A 17,994-nucleotide genomic window follows, 5' to 3' on the forward strand; every position below is an offset into this window, starting at 1 on the left:
ATCATGTTACCTAAGCTTCATAAATACTTCCTTTGTGATTATAATTAGAACACCGTATCGTGTTCCGTAATCCAATCTTATTCAAACAAGGATTAAGAATCCCGATTTTATTGAAAAAGGACTTTCCTGTAAAATAAAGGGGTTTTTAAACCCAATGAAAATAGAAAAACATATGTTAAAAACATGGAACATCCCATTTTGTAACGGCAATTCATGTGCCCACTGATTTGGATCTAAGGAAAACCCTCGAATTGGTGCTTGCCAATTGTTGCAAAATCTAAATTAATTGAAACGTGAATAATTATAAACTCCGACTAACATGCGTAAAAAAATAGTAACACTTACCTTAAATCCCGTATTGGACAAAAGCGTTACAGTAGCTGGCATTAGCCCCAACACGAAACTTCGTTGTACTGCTCCAACTTACGATGCGGGTGGAGGTGGCATAAATGTATCCCGTGCCGTTAAAAAATTGGGAATGGATTCACTCTGTATATATCTGGCAGGCGGTTCTACCGGAGAACATTTAAAGCAGCTTTTGGACAAGGCAGGTATTGACCAATTAGCGATTCCCATTAAGGGATGGACACGCGATAATCTTGCTGTTACAGATACTACTACCAATTTACAATATCGTTTTGGGGTACCGGGGCCACAGGTTGAAAAAAAGGAATGGGAAGATGTATTGGAAATATTGGAAAAAAATTTAAATGAAGAAGATTATTTAGTGGCCAGTGGTAAATTACCGCCTGGAATGCACGATGATTTTTATGTACAAGTAGCCGAAGTGGCCAAAAAGAAAAAGTCAAGGTTTGTACTGGACACTTCGGGTGAGGCATTGGTAAAGGCTACTAAATCCAAAGTTTTTATGCTGAAACCCAATTTGGGCGAGCTAAGCTCCTTATGCGGGGTAAAATCCATATCCGCTATGGAACTGGAAAAACTTGCCAAAAAGTTTTTGAATGAGCATGATTGTGAGGTACTGGTGGTCTCTTTGGGGGCAAAAGGAGCCTTATTGGCAACTAAAAACCTAATGGAGCATATTCCCGCTCCCACTGTCCTGCAAAAAAGTACCATTGGAGCAGGTGATAGTATGGTGGCCGGTATGATAGTGAGTCTGCTTCAGGGCAAAACCTATAGTGAGATGGCAAAGTATGGTGTAGCCTGCGGTACTGCAGCTACCATGCATGAAGGTACTCAACTGTGCAATAAAAACGATGCGGATAATTTGTACCAATGGGTTCTTAAAACACAAAAGTAAACCAGTAAGAAGTGGATAAATTGCTACATCCAATTCAGAACATTAATATGGACAAGTACATAGTCATTGCATAAAAGATTCCTACCATGGAAAATATTCAAAAATTCGCGTTACCTGCCCTTCATGAAGGGGAGATTCCTTTGGCATTCATGAACACCAATGCTCCCCATGATAAAGGGGTGATTTTGGCCGCTGATGTTGGCGGTACAAAAACAAATTTGGCGCTTTTTAAAATCCATGCCGGCGAACTGGTTCCGTTAAAGGAAAAATCGTATCCCACTAAAAAATATAAATCCTTTATGGAGATAGTGGCTGCCTTTCAAACCAAAGAGTTGCCAAGGATAAATGGGGTTTGCTTAGGGGTTGCCGGCCCTGTAACCCAAGGCAAAGTATCTGGAACTAATTTTTCCTGGGCCATAGAAAGCGAAGAAATAAGTCGGGAACTACATATTCGTTCCGTTTCCTTAATCAATGATATGGAGGCCAATGCCTATGGACTGGCGGCACTCCAAGAAAAAGATTTTGAAACATTGAAATACGGCCCCAAAATACCAGGTAATGCTGCTCTAATATCCCCAGGTACAGGACTTGGGGAGGCAGGGATGTTCTGGGACGGATCCCACTACCACCCTTTCGCCTGTGAGGGTGGTCATTGCGATTTTAGCCCTCGGAATGAATTGGACATAAAGATTTTGCAACACTTCCAACAAAAATACGGCCATGTTAGCTGGGAAAGATTATTATCTGGTCCCGGAATATTAGATCTATATATGTTCTTACGGTCAATTAGTGGCTTAAAGGAGCCTCAATGGTTGACTGATCAAATGTCGCAGGAAAGTCCTTCCGCCACTATTACCAAGATAGCCATGGAAGCAAAAGATTCTGTTTGTGTAGAAACATTGGACCTTTTCATAGGATTCTTGGCCACTGAAGCTGCACAACTCGCTCTAAAATTTAAGGCTACCGGTGGTATCTATATAGGCGGGGGCATCTTACCAAAGATTATTAAAGGGGTTAAACGGGAAGTTTTTTACAACAACTTTATCCAGTCCGGGCGTTTAAACTTTCTCTTGGAAATGGTGCCGGTAAAAGTAATTCTTAATGAAAAAACACCGCTCCTTGGAGCCGCTTATTATGGTGCTATGGCACTTCGTTATGATTAAGGTTTATTGAAATTTTGAATTTACCTCCTATTGATTTGGAATTAAAGAAACGGTATTCTGAATAAGTTTAAAAATGTAGGGTCTGATGGTTTTGCTCATTAAAACTCATCAAGCTTACCCTGCCGTAGTCCTCCATTTTTTTAACAAGGTCTTTATGGAACCATTTTTTAAGAAACCCCTTCTTTTCCCTTTCCAACATAACAATAATATCCGCATTAACTACTCCTAGATATACTCTCAGTGTATCAAAAACATCCGCTGAAAACAATAGTTCAAATTCAATCTCTGGATAATCTACCTTGCTTTTGAGCAAATCTTTGAACCACTCCATCAACAAGTCGCCACCATATTCTTCATTCGTGGAAATATGTACCACCTTGATCTTAGCCTTTAATGGTTTGGCAATTTCAGTTAGTTTTTGGATGGCGTGTATATCTTCCTCCTCAAAATCTGTTGCATAGACTATGGTACGGATATTCATACGACCCACATCCTTAGGTATGGCCAATACAGGACAAGGCGCTTTTTCAATAAGCTTCTTGGTGGTACTGCCTAAAATTAATTCCTCCAAACCGCTTCCTCCCTTAGTGCCAACCACAATCATTTGGGCATGCCATTCTTCTGCCTTGGAAATTATCCCTTTAATGACAGAACTGTTTTCTGCTGCCTCCAATCTTATGTTAGGGCTATCCCAATTGATGCCAAGATGTTCGCTACATAATTCCTCCAACTTGGAACGGTTGGTTTTAAAAGCAACTTCCTGTATATGTGGAAGGGGATTATCAAGTGCTTCGGCCCCTAAGATACTGGGAAATTCAAATATATGGGTAATAACCAAACGTGCACCGAGTTTCTGACTCAAGGCATGCGCAAATTTCAAAGCAGAGACTGAGTTTTCTGAATAATCCGTGGCATAAAGCAGTGTTTTCATTTTTGAGTTGTATTGAAATATTATGGGCTAAACTTGCTGGCCAATTATTATTGCTATTATAATTTGTCCCGAATTATATGGTTTATTCCAACAGCAAATTTGATAGTGGGATAATGTTTGAGCAATAAAATTAGAGCCTTATGTTGGATCAATAAATGACATCTGTCATATAAGGTGATCTTTCTAAGCCCGATCTTCGCAATTGGAAAATGATTCGTTTAATTATAAAGTCTAAGAAATCCATTTGATTTATGAGTAAAGCCATATATATAGCCACCACAGAACCCAATAGTGGAAAATCGATCGTATCCTTGGGTCTTATGCAACTATTATTGGGAAAAACTGCCAAAGTGGGTTATTTCAGACCAATTATAGATGACTTTGAAAAGAACAATATCGACGACCATATCGATGCCATACTTAAGCATTTTGAGGTGGATCAGAAATTTGAGGATTCCTTTGCCTACACCCGTAGTCAGGTGGTACAACTCAAAAACTTGGACAAGGATGATGAAATAATAGGTAAAATCATCAATAAATATAAGGCTATTGAAGATCGGTTCGATATTGTCTTGGTGGAAGGAACCGATTTTTCCGGGGAGGGTGCCATCATAGAATGGGACATCAATGTACTTATAGCAAAAAACTTGGGAATTCCCGCAGTCATCATTGCCAACGGAAAGGGCAAGACCCTTCAAGAACTAGTCGGAAATATATACATGGCCTATGATTCCTTTAAGGAAAAAGGTGTGGAAGTACTGTTAGCAGTAGCCAATAAAGTCCAGCCAGAGGATGTTGAACTAGTGGTTTCCGGACTTAAGAAAAAACTACCCGAAAAAGTACTGGTAGGGGCTATTCCCCTTAATCCCATTTTGGGAAATCCGACAGTAAAGGAAATTGCACAAAAGCTTTCGGGCAAGATATTGTTTGGTGAGGATTTTATTAACAATCAAGCCGGCAAATTTAGTGTGGGAGCCATGCAACTCCGAAATTATCTCACCCACCTAAAAAAGGATAGCTTGGTAATTACTCCAGGGGATCGGGCAGATATCATTTTGGGTGCATTACAGGCCAACATCTCCACAAATTATCCAAATCTATCAGGGATAATACTAACGGGTGGTCTGTTGCCAGAGGATTCTATCATTAAACTTATTGAGGGTCTGTCCGATATTATTCCTATCATTTCAGTTGCAGACGGCACTTTTTCCGTAACCAACCGCATTGGCACCATAAAACCCAGAATATACGCTGAGAACAAGGAAAAAATTACAACCTCTATACAAGAATTCGAAAAATATGTCCCAATCAATGAATTGGCCGAACGCCTTATTACCTTTAAGGCCGAGGGGATTACCCCTCGGATGTTCCAGTACAATCTTCTTAAACGGGCAAAATCGGCCAAAAAACATATTGTTCTCCCAGAGGGCGCGGATGAGCGTATCCTATTGGCCACCAAAAAACTAATAGATACCAATGCCGTTACCATTACATTGTTGGGTGACCCCGAGCAAATAAAGACAAAAATTACGGAGTTGGATATTAACTTGGATTCCAGCAGCATCAATATCATAGATCCTAAGTCATCCCCTAATTTTTTCGACTACGCCAACACCCTCTACGAACTGCGCAAGAATAAAAATGTTAATCTTGCCATGGCGCAAGACCTTATGGAGGATGTTTCCTATTTTGGAACCATGATGGTCTACAAAGGCCATGCCGATGGGATGGTCTCCGGAGCTATACATACCACCCAGCACACCATAAGGCCGGCATTGCAATTTATTAAAACTAGGCCAGAAGTCTCTATAGTTTCCTCGGTGTTCTTTATGTGCCTCCCCAACCGAGTTACCATATTTGGGGATTGCGCCATAAATCCGAATCCTACAGCAGAACAATTAGCTGAAATTGCTATTTCTTCGGCAGCTACCAGTACCGCTTTTGGCATTGAACCCAAGATTGCCATGCTATCCTATTCCTCCGGGGCCTCCGGGGTCGGTGAAGATGTGGATAGAGTCCGCAAGGCTACAGAAATTATAAAAACGAAACGGCCCGATCTAAAAGTGGAAGGGCCCATTCAGTACGATGCCGCAGTGGATATAAATGTGGGCAAAAGTAAACTTCCGGATTCTGAGGTGGCCGGTCAGGCCAGTGTTTTTATTTTTCCGGATCTCAACACCGGAAACAACACCTATAAGGCCGTACAAAGGGAAACAGGTGCCTTGGCCATTGGTCCAATGTTGCAAGGCCTGAACAAGCCTGTAAACGATCTAAGTCGTGGCTGTACTGTCGATGACATATTTAATACGGTTGTAATTACTGCCATACAGGCACAAGGCCTTTAACTTTAAAAGATAAATTCAAAACTATGAACATACTGATCATCAACGCAGGCAGTTCTTCCATAAAATATCAATTGATTCAAATGCCTTCGGAGCTATTGATCTGTAAGGGGGTGATAGAACGTATTGGCTCAAAAAACTCCACAGTGAACTATAAAACCAATACTGTGGATTCTGAGGAAATAGTGAAAATTCCCAATCACAATGTAGGGTTCTTAAAAATGGCCAAGCTATTGATGGACCCCAAGAAAGGGGTCATTAAAAATGTCAACGATATCGGAATTGTAGGCCACAGGGTGGTACATGGTGGAAATACCTTTATCAAAACAACCTTGATTACACAGGAGGTAAAAGATAAAATCCAAGAATTGTCGGTCTTGGCCCCATTGCACAATCCACATAACCTGGAAGGAATTGTATTGGCAGAAGAGGTTTTTCCCTCCGCCAAACAAATTGCTGTTTTTGACACCGCTTTTCATCATACAATGCCAGTAAAAGCTAAAAAATATGCAGTGCCCAATGAACTTTATGCCGATCGCCGTATCCAAGCATACGGTTTTCACGGCACCAGTCATAAATATGTGTCCGAAAAGGCCATTTCCCATCTAGAATTGAAAAAATCCAAAATAATTACCATCCATTTGGGCCATGGCTGCAGTATGACCGCGGTAAGGGATGGTAAAAGTGTTGACCATTCTATGGGCTTCACTCCTTCCAACGGACTTATCATGGGCTCTAGAAGTGGGGATATAGATCATGCACTAATTTTCTATTTGGTAAATAGTTTGGGATATAGTTTGGAAAAAGTAAACACACTGCTCACAAAAGAAAGCGGCATGCTAGGGCTTACGGGCCATAGCGATTTAAGGGATATAGAAGCCAAAGCAGCATCGGAGAATAAGGAATGTATACTGGCTTTGGAAATGAACGCTTACCGCATAAAGAAATATATAGGCGCCTATACAGCTGCTATGAACGGTTTGGATGCCCTGGTCTTTACGGCAGGTATCGGGGAGAATTCCAGTACACTTAGGAAACTTGTATGTTCAGAAATGGAGTATTATGGCATAGTCTTGGATGCCGGTAAAAACGATATAAAATCATCCGACATCCGGGAAATTAGCAACGCCAAGGCCAAGGTCAAAATTTTGGTAGTACCTACTAACGAGGAGTTGGAGATAGCCAAACAGGCATATAGTTTATCTCAAGATCAAGGATTTTAATACGATATGTTCCAAGTCCATTAGCGGAGAAATCCAATTTTTACCATTCCCGATTATTAGTACTAAACAAAAAAACTAATGACAGGCCTAACCTTTACTCTTTTTTTGCTTTACACGTTTTTATTCCAAAAGGAAAGTACAAAGGACAAAAACCCATAAAACTGGTCAGGAAAAAGACAATGGCCAGAACAACTAGGACAATGCCCAGTATTCCAGAAATAGTACCATTGTAATAAAGTGCAACTAATGCCGCAGCGACTACAAACCGCAAGGTTCGGTCTAAATTACCCATGTTTTTCTTCATAATTATAATTCTAAGTTAGACATTAAATATAGAGTCAACAAGCAACTTTGTATAGCTTCTGATACTCCATTATGGTTGATTTAATTTTAAGTTAGGAATTGAATTGGTCTATACCTTAAGACTAATGTTCCAACACCTTTCCCAATCTTTCAAATATTCTATACAACACTTCAAAGTAAAGGGATATGAATACGTCCTCAAATGACATATGTCATTTCAGGGGTCATTAGGTTTAGATAAATTTGGAATCTACCTCAGTGTATAAAAATAAATTATCATGGAAAAAGAAATTATATATAATTCAAGCCTGCATTTTGAACACGAAATTTGGAGACGGGAACTCTTCTTTTGGAGGGATGAACTAATTTTTTTCAATAATAGGCTTAGCGAATTGGTTACAAGATGGACTAAAAAGGAGTTCCTTGTTCAATTGGAGCACTTTCAAAACGAATTTATACTTCATGGTGGGGTCATAGAGGATTTATTGGAAGCAATTGAAATCCACGAAACCCGCCTAGCTGGACAAGATTTAGAGTCAAATGAAGCTATGGATACGGCAATGGTAAAAAAGCATATTCAGTTCAGAGAAAAAATGGAGACACAGGAACAGGTTTATGCCGATCTTAAAAAAGACTTCTTCCGATTTTTGACCAAATATCTATAATTTATATGTTTGGAATAAAACTTCCCAAGAAACAAAACCTCAAAAGATATAACACTCTTTTTGGTGTGCTTACGAAATATGGTTTTGAGGATGTTATGGCCAACAGTCAGGTCAAAAAGTTCATCCCTAAAAATTACCTCGCTAAACATCCGGAGACCGAAAAGCTGTTATCAGTATCTACTTTTGAGCGAATCCGAATGGTGCTTGAAGAGCTTGGACCTTCCTATGTAAAAATGGGGCAGATTTTGAGCAACCGTGACGATATGTTACCACCAGGTCTAATTAAAGAGCTTGAAAAACTACAAGATCAGGCACCTTCTCTACCAAAATTTGAAGTGGAAAAAGTCATCTCTGAAGAACTGGATATTGATTGTTCCCAATATTTCCTGTCCATTGAACCCAAACCACTTGCAGCCGCCTCCTTGGCACAGGTTCATAAGGCGCAGCTGCTCAATGGCAGTTGGGTTGTGTTAAAAATTCAGCGACCAAACATATCGGAAATAATTGCCTCCGATATTTCCATTATGAAAGAAGTAGCTATGGCCCTGGAAAAATATAGTGCCCAGGTAAAGGCCTTCCAGCCCCTGAAGTTGGTGGAATCCTTTGAAAAAAGCATCACTGAAGAGCTTAGTTTTTTAAGGGAAATGGATAATTTGGAACATTTTGCCAAAAATTTTGAGGGTAACGATGCCATATACGTTCCCGAGGCATATCGGGAACTTAGCACTGACCAGATTATATGTATGGACTGGGTTGACGCAATTAAGGTATCCGAACTTGAAAAATTAAGAGAACAAAATATTGATTCCAGGGCAGTGGCAAAAGTTGGGGTGGACTTGTATTTGGAACAGGTTTTGGAACATGGCTTTTTTCATGCCGATCCGCATCCGGGAAATATATTTGTACTCCCAGAAGTCCAAAAAATCTGTTTTATAGATTTTGGGATGATGGGCACCATAATGCCCAATGACAAGGAAGCCTTAATGGAACTTCTTCTTTGTTTCATAAAAAAAGATGTAAAGAAAATAATTCCAATTCTTAAAAAAATTGCCTTAAAGACCGATATCCCGGATGAAAAAAAGCTGGAATATGATTTGTATGAATTAGTCGAGGGCATTAGCAATACATCTATTCGAAACATTAAGTTGGGAATAACTTTGGAACAATTTAAAAATGTTCTTTACGAGAACAGGATTACCATACCACATTACCTGTATATACTTATTAGGGCATTGGTCATTATTGAAGGTGTAGGCCTAAAACTAGATCCTGAATTCAACATTACTGATAATCTAAAACCCTATATGGCCAAAATAACCAGAAAACGATTTGGCCTAAAACGACTTTTTCAAAAGAATCTAAATCGATTCCAGGATTACAATACGCTTCTGGACAAATTACCAGCAGATATTAATGAAATTGTGGATAAGATAAAAGACGGGAAATTGGTCATTGTACATGAGCACAAAGGCCTCAACGAGTTTAGAGTTTCCCTTAAGACAGCTTTTAACCGTTTGGTCTATGCAGTTATTATTGCTGCCTTGTCTATTGGCTCTGCCCTTTTGGTAATGGCAGATATGCCTCCGAAGATTAGCGGAATACCGGTATTGGGTGCCATAGGTTTTATACTTTCCGCAATAATTGGAGTAGTTATATTGATTTCCATTCATAGGAACAAAGAAGAATGAACCGACACATTTAATTTTGCATTCCTACAACAATAAACCATGCTTTATTCCATACCTTGGTCTATTTCAGATTTTAAAAACTTTCAACTATCGTTTTTTTTAAACAGGACCCAATTATTATCTTTATTCCCGCCCCTATTTAAGGAGCCATATCCAAAATTTAAATTGAAGCAATGAAAATTATTTCATGGAACGTCAACGGCATTAGGGCCATTGCAAAAAAAGACTTTTTTGAAACAGTGGGAAAAATGGCCCCTGATATTCTATGCCTTCAAGAAACCAAGGCTCAGGACCACGAAGTTGAGGAAACACTTTCCACATTGGAACATTACAACATAAATTATAATTCGGCCGATAAAAAAGGATATTCCGGTACCGCAATTTTGGGTAAAATAGCTCCTATTGCCATTTCCAATGATATGAATATTACTGAACATGATACCGAAGGTCGTATACAATGTGCGGAATACGATGACTTCTTTTTGGTGAACGTCTACGTGCCCAATTCAGGGCAGCAATTAGACCGTCTGGACTACCGTAAGCAATGGGATGCCGATTTTTTAAACTACCTCAAAAATCTTGAAAAGACAAAATCCGTAATTGCTTGCGGAGATTTTAACGTGGCCCATCGACCTATTGACCTTAAGAATGATAAGAGCAATTATAACAAAACGGCAGGATACACCCAAATTGAAATTGATGGAATGGATAATTTTATCAAATCGGGTTTTGTAGATTCATTTAGACATTTTCATCCTGATGTAGTCGCCTATACCTACTGGAGTTATCGATTTAAATCGAGGGAAAGAAACACCGGTTGGCGTATAGATTATTTTTTGGTAAGCAAATCTTTGGTAGAGTGTATAAAATCTGTTGAAATCCTATCGGATTATTTTGGATCGGACCACTGCCCTATAGCCTTGGAGTTGGAACTCTAAGAAGATTGGTGCCCCCTTATATATTGTTGCAGTACACTAACCTGAAAATCGCCTACAACAGGAAGTTCCACATCCGCATTCATAAGTACCAATCCATAGGCCAAGTGGGACAGCTTGCAGTCGCTAACCACCTGCTTTTCTATTCCTGTGAATACAGGCCTAAAGTGTTGATCGATTTCCAAACCCGAAGATTTCCCAACGGTCATAGCCTTGACCACGGCTTCCGTAATCTGTTCAGGAGATAAGCCTTGTTCCAGAAGATCGCTGGCCAAATGCTTTAAACGAAAACTATAGTAGAAATCCAAAAAATTGGCAATACTGTCTATAGCTCTATTGTCCGAATTAAAAATAGAAATCTCCATAACTTTCGTGGGTATTTATTCTTGTCACTTTATTAATTGACAAAAATTATTAAACTCTTGGTAGTGTCCGGTCGAGCGGAGTCGAGACCTTATTTTTATTACTGATTTCCAAAACAATTAGCTCTCCACTTTGCTCAAGGAAACATTAAGGTAATTTTGTAATTCATTGATTTAAATCTGTTTGCCAATATTTCCTTATTTTTTGTCCTTTTCTTAGCCATGGTACCCTAGCTAACGTGCTGATTACAATTTCTTGGCGTACCCAAACACCATTTTTTTAAACTCCCTAAAATCGTTGGCAAATAAACCCATTTGCTCCCTAAGGGTTGCATGTTTTTCCCGGTAGTCCTGATCGGATACCCCTTTCTCTGCACTAAGTAAATGGGCCAACTGCTTTTCATGCGCTACAATATCTTCGGCCAAATAATCAAATAGGGTTTCATGGATCTTATCCAGATATTGGAGCATCTGTCCGTATTCCGAAGCATTTATTTGCTCCCTGTCCAGCAGATCAGTGAAAAATTTGGACTCATCCTTCCAAAATGCAACGATATTCAACCATTCCCTACTTTCATGGTGTAAAGCATCCAATGCTTCACCTAATATTATTGACTTTTTTGAACCTGATGATTTGGCCGCCATTAGCTTACATTTTAAGTTATACCCTACCTATCCTATATATCTTTTTAAAAAACTAGTACGCAAACCCTTTCTGGCAGCCTCCAATAGGGTTTCCACCTCTTTAATGGTACTATTTTGTATTTTGGCAATTTCCGCCACCTCAAACTGATGTTCCGTAAATAGTTCATATACCCGTCGCATGGGAATGGGCATATGACATAGTACCATTTCAGCATGTTTTCTAATGTTCTGGGCTCCCAATTCCTTATCCAATTGGAGTATCACTTTTTCATCGTCATCCCCAATAAAAATTTGGTTTAGAACATAGTCGTTCTTGGCATAGGAAATATCGTCCAGTTCTTCGGTCATAACAAGATCACCATCGCCATCTGTAGAATATTCTTCCTGCATTGCATCCCATTCGGGTTTGGAATAGGTATCTATATTATCAAAGAAAACCGAATCGAATTCTTCTTCTACCAGTATATCATCCATCAATTTGTCTATTCTTTTGAACATCCAGGGATGCAACTCATTTTCATTCTTAATCTCGTCCAAATGGTCATATACCTCTATAAAAAGTTGGTCAATTAAATCGTCCGCCTTATACTTGTTCCTATCGATCTTACGCATTACCAAGGCTCGATTCAAATTTTTTTGGACATATCGCCTGACCTCTGGCATCGTTTTTAATAAAACCTGATTGAATGCCTTGAGGTTTCCTTCTTTCTTTAACCGTTTTAAATCAACAAAGGAATTGGCCACAAACAGATGAAACTCCCTTTGACTTTGATAAATATTTACAGAATCTTCCATAGCTTTTTAATTATCCAATATTACTGTACTTCAAAAATGCCACCTTCCTACTTCAAAAAAAATGATTAATATCATTCCTCCCTAGCCGCTCTGGACCAAAAAACTAGATAAAAATCCTTGGAGTTCAGCTGATTACTTAGCTTAATTTCTCCAATTCTTCTTCTATTAGCTCCAACTTCATGGAGCTGTCGCGCACCAAAAGAAGAAAATGCCCTTCTTTCAGCAATTTTAGATGAAAATTCACCTTATACTCCGATAATCCCAATCCCCTTAAAATTCCATATGGGCCAGCGGACATTGAACCAAGTGGTATACCCGATATATCCAATAAGAATTGTGAGGCCAAGTTGCCCGCAATAAAGAGAGTTCCTAATTCTGCATTGGGGAATATCCCAAAAGGTACCTTGGATTTTAAAACCCCATTCCAATAATCTTTCAACTCTTGTTCAAAATTGGTCTTTATTTCATCCAGGGAAATTTTGCTGTTATCAAGTTTACCCAATATAGACATCTGGGGTTTATCCACGTTGGCCTGAATTACCTCGATAGCCTTTTTCAACATTCGTAAATTCTGAAAATCCAATATTGCAAAAAACCTCCTCACCGATATGTTAACCTTAGATTTCATTTATTCATAAATTATGAAATGGTCGGGTTGGTATATTAGTCTAATTCCAAGTTAAGAATCTAATAGAATTTAGGATATGATTTAAATCATTTCAAAAGGAATTTGATAGCGTTAACTTTGGGAAGTATGTAAAATACATTCACAGAGATCTAAAACTAAAAATAAAAATCATGACAAACAACGACGGAAATATTCTTTTGGCTTTATTGACAGGGGCTGCTATAGGAGCAGGAATTGGGATTTTATATGCTCCAGACAAAGGCATAGAAACTAGGCACAAAATAAAGCGTAAGGTTGGGGAAACTACCCATGACTTAACTGATAGAATCTCACATGCCAAAGAGGAACTTACCAAAACCGCAAACGAGAAAAAGGATGCTTTTGACCGTAAATTGGATGAAGCCATCTCCACAATGAGTTATAAGGCAGATGACATTATTGCTACCTTGGAGCGTAAATTGGAAGACCTTAAAAAGAAAAACGCACAATTTCAAAAATAAGGTAGCATGGCCTTGACTGAACTTAAGAAAGACCTTACAGAGGCAGAAGCCGATGTAAGGTCTTATCTAGAAAATAGCGAGGAGTATGCCAAGCTAAAGATATTTAAGGTTCTTATGGAGCTTGTGACCACTTTTGCAATTACTCTTTTAGTAGGCGCCTTGGCCCTATTGGCCTTGTTTTTATTATCGTGGGCGGCATCCAATGCCCTGAACGTAGTTTTGGAAAGCGCCTACCTTGGATTTTTGTTTACAGGTATGGGCTATATCCTTATTGCTATCATCTGTTATTATCTCAGGGATAAGATCAATGCACCTTTACTTCGCAAATTTTCCAAACATTATTTTGATTGAAACTATGGGAAAGCACTACAACTCTTTTAAGGAGATTGATGAAAGACTAATGGTCTTAAAATTACAGCGTAAAATTGAAATAGAAAGCCTAAAATTGAACCTCAATCAGGCCAAGGCAAATCTCCGGCCTCTGCAATTGGCGGGAAGCCTTAAGGGTAGCATACAACAAATCTTATTGGCTTTTGCCATAAAGAAGCTTAAGGGTATTTTTAACAGGAAACAATAGCCTTAAACTTGATCTAAATTAAAACCAATATTAAAAATCTGCCACAGTTCTCAGTCCCTCTACGTTTAAAATAATAATCCTTCTTCCATGATCGGTGGTAATTAAACCTTCATCTTTAAAATCTGACAAAGTGCGGATGGCCGTTTCCGTGGCCGTACCGATCATTCCGGCAAAATCCTCTCTGGGGATTCCTAATCCACCATTTGGTTTATCCAGTATAACATTCTTATCGTAAAGCTCCAAAAGGGCCTTTGCAGCCCTCTGTCTTACGGAAGCAAAAGCCATATCCACTAATTGTTCCTGCATGTGCATCAGATTATTGGAAATCATTCCAATGAATTTTTGCGAAACCACCGAGTTGCCATAAAGCAATTTCGTAAAATCATCCCTAGGTATGGTGCACAATTCGGAGTCCTCCAAAACCATAGCACTTTCAACATATGCTATTTTGGAATTTAACAGGGAAAGTTGCCCGATAAAATCTCCTGGTCCAAAAATTCCCGTCACAAATTCCTTTCCAGTTTCAGTGCCTTTATAAGTCTTGACACTGCCCTGTTCTATAAAAAATAAGGAATGGGCATTGTCACCTTCCCTAAAGATAATATCCCTTTTATTATACTTTTTAAGGGAATAGTTCTTGGAAAGACTTTTAAGATCACTGTATTGTGACGCCTCGTCCATAAATTTATTGAGCCCTTCCATATTTTTGGCTATCTCCTTTTTAAGAAAGTCGCTTTTTCGTAGACGTGAGGCAATGGCTTCCAACAGTTCTTTTTCCTCAAAGGGTTTTGTCAAATAATCATCTGCCCCCAAATTCATTCCCAATCTCACCTCTGCCCTATCAGTTTTTGCAGTCAAAAATATAAAGGGTATACTAGAAGTTGTACTGTTTTTACCCACTTGTTCCAATACCCCATAACCGTCCAGTTCCGGCATCATAATATCACATATAATTATGTCTGGCCTAAACTTTTCGGCAAGTTCGACCCCTATTTTCCCATTCTCGGCCGTAACCACCTCATAGTTGGACAATTCCAATATATCGGCCGTATTTTCCCTTACATCCTTGTTGTCCTCAATTAACAGAATTTTTTTCATACTCGTTTATATTTACAGGGAGTTTTAGGCTAAACGTGCTTCCTTCTCCCATTTTACTTTTAAAACTTATGCTGCCACCCAATAGTTCCGTATACTGCTTTACAATATGAAGTCCAAGACCTGTTCCTTGTATGTTAGTTGCATTTTCAGCCCGAAAGAAACGGTTAAATAGATTTTTATGCTCCTCCTTGGGTATGCCCATGCCATTATCCTTAATAGCAATGAATAAGCTTTTCCTTTTTATTGAAATTTTAATGTTGATCATTTGTTGCTGTTCCGAATACTTTATTGCATTGGTGAGCAGGTTTATTAAGATATGGCTCAATAATTTAGGATCCAGAAAAACGGTTATTGCAGGCTTGGAATGCTCTAAAAAAATGTTCTGACCCTCTTTTTTGTTTGGTTCCATCTCATCAATCAATATTTTTACAAATTGTATCAAATCAAAAATCTGTGGTTTTACCTGTACCATACCCTCCTCCAGCTTACTAAGGGATAAAAAATCGTTTAGAATAACAACAAGGTCCCTTACATTTGTCGTTATCCTGGTTACATGTTTCATCCTTCTATCCTCCTTTCCCGGTTCATTCTGTTTTCCTATTAGGATGGCAGATGAAAGTATGGCGCTCAGCGGAGTTCGAAACTCATGGGAGGCAATTGAGATAAAACGTGATTTCAACTCATTTAGCTCCTTTTCCACCAACAGCGTCTTTTCCAATTTATACTGAACTTCTTTTTGTTCGGTAACATTGTTATAGACAAACAAGGCCCACTTAATTTCTTTTTCATCGGAATAGAGGGGTGTGGAATTAACTGCATAGTATTGATCTTTAAATTCTATTTCGAAGGAAATATTTGCCCCCTCCAATGTCTTTTCTATATCCGACTTTATCTTTTTTAGCTGCTGTTTTGAAAAAATAGGGATGTCATATATTGGAATCCCTTCAAAATGGGACTTCATAATATCAATACGGTCCATTTCCTCTCCTTCCACATATACAAGTTCATAATCTGTATTAAAGATCATTATTACTCCATTGGGGAAATTATGAGCTATGGCCGTAAACAATGCCTGACTAAGTTTGGCCTTTCTTTCCGCCCTATTAGTTTCCACTACCTGGTCTTCCAGGTTTAAGCTGGTAGTTACCAGTTGCTGAACGGCTGATTGCACTTCCTTGGTCTGTTCTTCCACTTTATACTCTAATTGTAGGGCATATTCCTCCAATTTCCTCTTGTTCTGCTGTATTTCGGTCACGTCGTTCAGGACCCCAATAATATGTGTCAGTTTTTGATCTTCATCATATAGCGGGGTAATGGACAGGTCATTCCAAAAAAGGGTGCCATCTTTACGATAATTTCGCAGCACCACCCTACAGGGCCTTCCCTGTTGAATAGCTATTGCCAAGTCCCTAATTTCAGGTTGATCGCGATCATCATTCTGTAAAAACCTACAGTTTTTCCCTATAACCTCACTCCCTTCGTAACCAGTTATATGGGTAAAGGACTGATTACAATAAATAATAGGTAGTTCGGGGTCATGGGCATCCACAATAACGATTCCGTTGCCTGCAGCTTCCAAGGCCCTATTTCTAATATTCAAGGTATTCTGTATCAACTTGGTATCGGTTATATCCAATCCAGAACTTACGACCCCAACAATTTCATTATTACCATTCCTCAAGGCAGCATTGTTCCATTGAATTAAGCGCTCTTGCCCACCTTTGGAAACAACATGGTTTTCGTAAAAATTGGGCAGATTTAATTTATCCTCAAAAATAGACTCAAACAGTTCGATCAATTGCTTTTTGTTCCTTTTAGGTATAAATTCCGTAAACCAGTCTTTGTGCAAAATAGCATCTTGTTCAATTCCCAATATTTCACAGGTCCTTTTATTAACAAGTTCAACGGTATGGTCCTTATTGATGACCAGAAACATAGAAGGAGAAGTATCCATATATTGGCGAAGCAATTTTTTTTCCTTTACCAGGGCATTTTCCACTGTCTTTAAGTCCGTTACATCATGCATAAATCCTTCCCTTCTAAAAGGAACATTTTGGTCATCAGTTACAAATGAACCCTGCTCCCATATCCATTTTATTGCCTTTAGGGAGGTAATTATCCTATAGGAAAGCTGATATGCTCTTTTTTCCTTAACTGCCCTGCCAAGCTCCTTCAGAACTTTTGGCAGATCTTCATTGTGAATTAAATTTTCCCAACTAAGTTCAGGGTCGTCATAAAATTGTTGGGGTGAATAACCACTTATAGCCTTACATGTCTCGCTGATAAACTCCATATAATAGGGACTGTGAGCCTTACAACTATACACTATTCCCGCTACATTGGACACCAAATTCCGAAACCTTCTATCACTTTCAAAAACAGGGGTGTCCGCTGGTTTACAATAGAGTGCAAATAAATTTTGACCTTTTAAGACTGTTGGGGCACACCTAATATCCAATGGAAAGCTAATTCCATTTTTTTTGAGGCCAAAAAACTGAATTGGTTCTGCTCTATTTTTCTTTGATTGGGCAGCCTCTGCATTTTTCTTCCAATCGGGAACGATCATATGAATATTCATGTTCGCCAATTCCCCAGCACTATAATCGAAAAGATTTTCAGCGGTTTGGTTTGCTATTAAAATAAAACCGAGCTCATTGACCACGAACAATCCTGCTAACGAAGCATCAAAAATGACTTGAAAAAGATCGGTATTTGTTATTTTTTCGTTCATTGTCGATTTGTGGAATTTTACTAAAAAATGTCTTCACCAAACAGAAAAGGAAAGACCAGTTGAGCGTTATTGGTTCTAGTAAACCAACACTATTGTAAACTTTTTTAGTCTGTTCCTACCAAGTTCCACAAATGTATTGGTATCCTA

At 38.8% G+C, this 17,994-nt stretch carries 18 protein-coding genes; 10 read left to right on the plus strand and 8 right to left on the minus strand.

Features of this window, described 5'->3' with window-relative positions; genetic code table 11:
• Nucleotides 1–319 precede the first annotated feature (319 nt).
• Both H4O18_RS11535 and glk read left to right on the plus strand, forming a co-directional pair.
• Nucleotides 320–1,261, plus strand: a complete 942-nt coding sequence (locus H4O18_RS11535; RefSeq protein ID WP_187584694.1) for a 1-phosphofructokinase family hexose kinase — start codon at nucleotides 320–322, stop codon at nucleotides 1,259–1,261.
• Between the two features lie 86 nt (nucleotides 1,262–1,347).
• Nucleotides 1,348–2,424, plus strand: a complete 1,077-nt coding sequence (gene glk / locus H4O18_RS11540; protein ID WP_187584696.1) for a glucokinase — start codon at nucleotides 1,348–1,350, stop codon at nucleotides 2,422–2,424.
• A 67-nt stretch (nucleotides 2,425–2,491) separates the two neighbouring features.
• Here glk and H4O18_RS11545 read toward each other — a convergent pair whose 3' ends face one another.
• Complete coding sequence (locus tag H4O18_RS11545; RefSeq protein WP_187584698.1) at nucleotides 2,492–3,355, minus strand: universal stress protein; 864 nt, start codon at nucleotides 3,353–3,355, stop codon at nucleotides 2,492–2,494.
• Between the two features lie 251 nt (nucleotides 3,356–3,606).
• Here H4O18_RS11545 and pta point away from each other — a divergent pair, with 251 nt between their 5' ends.
• Together pta and H4O18_RS11555 are read left to right on the plus strand one after the other, a co-directional pair.
• On the plus strand, nucleotides 3,607–5,700 hold the full coding sequence (pta, locus tag H4O18_RS11550; protein WP_187584700.1) for a phosphate acetyltransferase: 2,094 nt from the start codon (nucleotides 3,607–3,609) through the stop codon (nucleotides 5,698–5,700).
• A 23-nt stretch (nucleotides 5,701–5,723) separates the two neighbouring features.
• Nucleotides 5,724–6,920, plus strand: coding sequence for an acetate/propionate family kinase (locus H4O18_RS11555; protein WP_187584702.1), 1,197 nt, complete (start codon nucleotides 5,724–5,726; stop codon nucleotides 6,918–6,920).
• Between the two features lie 94 nt (nucleotides 6,921–7,014).
• On the opposite strand, the gene H4O18_RS11560 is transcribed toward H4O18_RS11555, so the two are convergent.
• A complete protein-coding gene (locus H4O18_RS11560; RefSeq protein WP_187584704.1) occupies nucleotides 7,015–7,224 on the minus strand; it encodes a YgaP family membrane protein in 210 nt (69 codons plus the stop codon).
• A 277-nt stretch (nucleotides 7,225–7,501) separates the two neighbouring features.
• Between H4O18_RS11560 and H4O18_RS11565 the strand changes: the two genes are divergently transcribed.
• The 3 genes from H4O18_RS11565 (at nucleotide 7,502) to H4O18_RS11575 (ending at nucleotide 10,514) form a co-directional block, all read left to right on the plus strand.
• Complete coding sequence (locus H4O18_RS11565; RefSeq protein ID WP_187584706.1) at nucleotides 7,502–7,888, plus strand: hypothetical protein; 387 nt, start codon at nucleotides 7,502–7,504, stop codon at nucleotides 7,886–7,888.
• A gap of 5 nt (nucleotides 7,889–7,893) precedes the next feature.
• A complete protein-coding gene (locus H4O18_RS11570; protein ID WP_187584708.1) occupies nucleotides 7,894–9,576 on the plus strand; it encodes an ABC1 kinase family protein in 1,683 nt (560 codons plus the stop codon).
• A 173-nt stretch (nucleotides 9,577–9,749) separates the two neighbouring features.
• Entirely contained in the window at nucleotides 9,750–10,514 is a 765-nt protein-coding gene (locus H4O18_RS11575) for an exodeoxyribonuclease III (protein WP_187584710.1), read from the plus strand.
• Here H4O18_RS11575 and H4O18_RS11580 read toward each other — a convergent pair.
• From H4O18_RS11580 to H4O18_RS11595, 4 genes are all read right to left on the minus strand, one after another.
• Nucleotides 10,511–10,876 (minus strand): hypothetical protein, encoded by a 366-nt coding sequence (locus tag H4O18_RS11580; protein ID WP_187584712.1) that lies wholly within the window; start codon nucleotides 10,874–10,876, stop codon nucleotides 10,511–10,513. The two genes, H4O18_RS11575 and H4O18_RS11580, sit on opposite strands and share 4 nt — an antisense overlap.
• 243 nt (nucleotides 10,877–11,119) lie before the next feature.
• On the minus strand, nucleotides 11,120–11,518 hold the full coding sequence (locus H4O18_RS11585; RefSeq protein ID WP_187584715.1) for a hypothetical protein: 399 nt from the start codon (nucleotides 11,516–11,518) through the stop codon (nucleotides 11,120–11,122).
• Between the two features lie 27 nt (nucleotides 11,519–11,545).
• Nucleotides 11,546–12,313, minus strand: a complete 768-nt coding sequence (locus H4O18_RS11590; protein WP_187584717.1) for an RNA polymerase sigma factor — start codon at nucleotides 12,311–12,313, stop codon at nucleotides 11,546–11,548.
• A 136-nt stretch (nucleotides 12,314–12,449) separates the two neighbouring features.
• On the minus strand, nucleotides 12,450–12,941 hold the full coding sequence (locus H4O18_RS11595; RefSeq protein WP_187584719.1) for a hypothetical protein: 492 nt from the start codon (nucleotides 12,939–12,941) through the stop codon (nucleotides 12,450–12,452).
• A 170-nt stretch (nucleotides 12,942–13,111) separates the two neighbouring features.
• Between H4O18_RS11595 and H4O18_RS11600 the strand changes: the two genes are divergently transcribed.
• From H4O18_RS11600 to H4O18_RS11610, 3 genes are read left to right on the plus strand one after another with little or no spacing between them, the layout of a single operon-like run.
• Nucleotides 13,112–13,441, plus strand: coding sequence for a YtxH domain-containing protein (locus H4O18_RS11600; protein ID WP_187584721.1), 330 nt, complete (start codon nucleotides 13,112–13,114; stop codon nucleotides 13,439–13,441).
• Nucleotides 13,442–13,447: 6 nt separating this feature from the next.
• Complete coding sequence (locus H4O18_RS11605; RefSeq protein WP_187584723.1) at nucleotides 13,448–13,792, plus strand: hypothetical protein; 345 nt, start codon at nucleotides 13,448–13,450, stop codon at nucleotides 13,790–13,792.
• 4 nt (nucleotides 13,793–13,796) lie between these two features.
• Nucleotides 13,797–14,018, plus strand: a complete 222-nt coding sequence (locus tag H4O18_RS11610; RefSeq protein ID WP_187584725.1) for a DUF6327 family protein — start codon at nucleotides 13,797–13,799, stop codon at nucleotides 14,016–14,018.
• 30 nt (nucleotides 14,019–14,048) lie between these two features.
• Here the strand turns inward: H4O18_RS11610 and H4O18_RS11615 are convergent, their stop codons facing one another.
• Both H4O18_RS11615 and H4O18_RS11620 read right to left on the minus strand, forming a co-directional pair.
• Entirely contained in the window at nucleotides 14,049–15,116 is a 1,068-nt protein-coding gene (locus H4O18_RS11615) for a response regulator (protein WP_187584727.1), read from the minus strand.
• Nucleotides 15,094–17,847: a sensor histidine kinase gene (locus H4O18_RS11620; protein WP_187584729.1), complete on the minus strand. Its 2,754-nt coding sequence runs from the start codon at nucleotides 17,845–17,847 to the stop codon at nucleotides 15,094–15,096. The genes H4O18_RS11615 and H4O18_RS11620 overlap by 23 nt, the downstream gene beginning before the upstream one ends.
• Nucleotides 17,848–17,994 lie beyond the last annotated feature (147 nt).

The sequence above is a fragment of the Arenibacter arenosicollis genome, assembly GCF_014397245.1.
Taxonomy (GTDB): domain Bacteria; phylum Bacteroidota; class Bacteroidia; order Flavobacteriales; family Flavobacteriaceae; genus Arenibacter; species Arenibacter arenosicollis.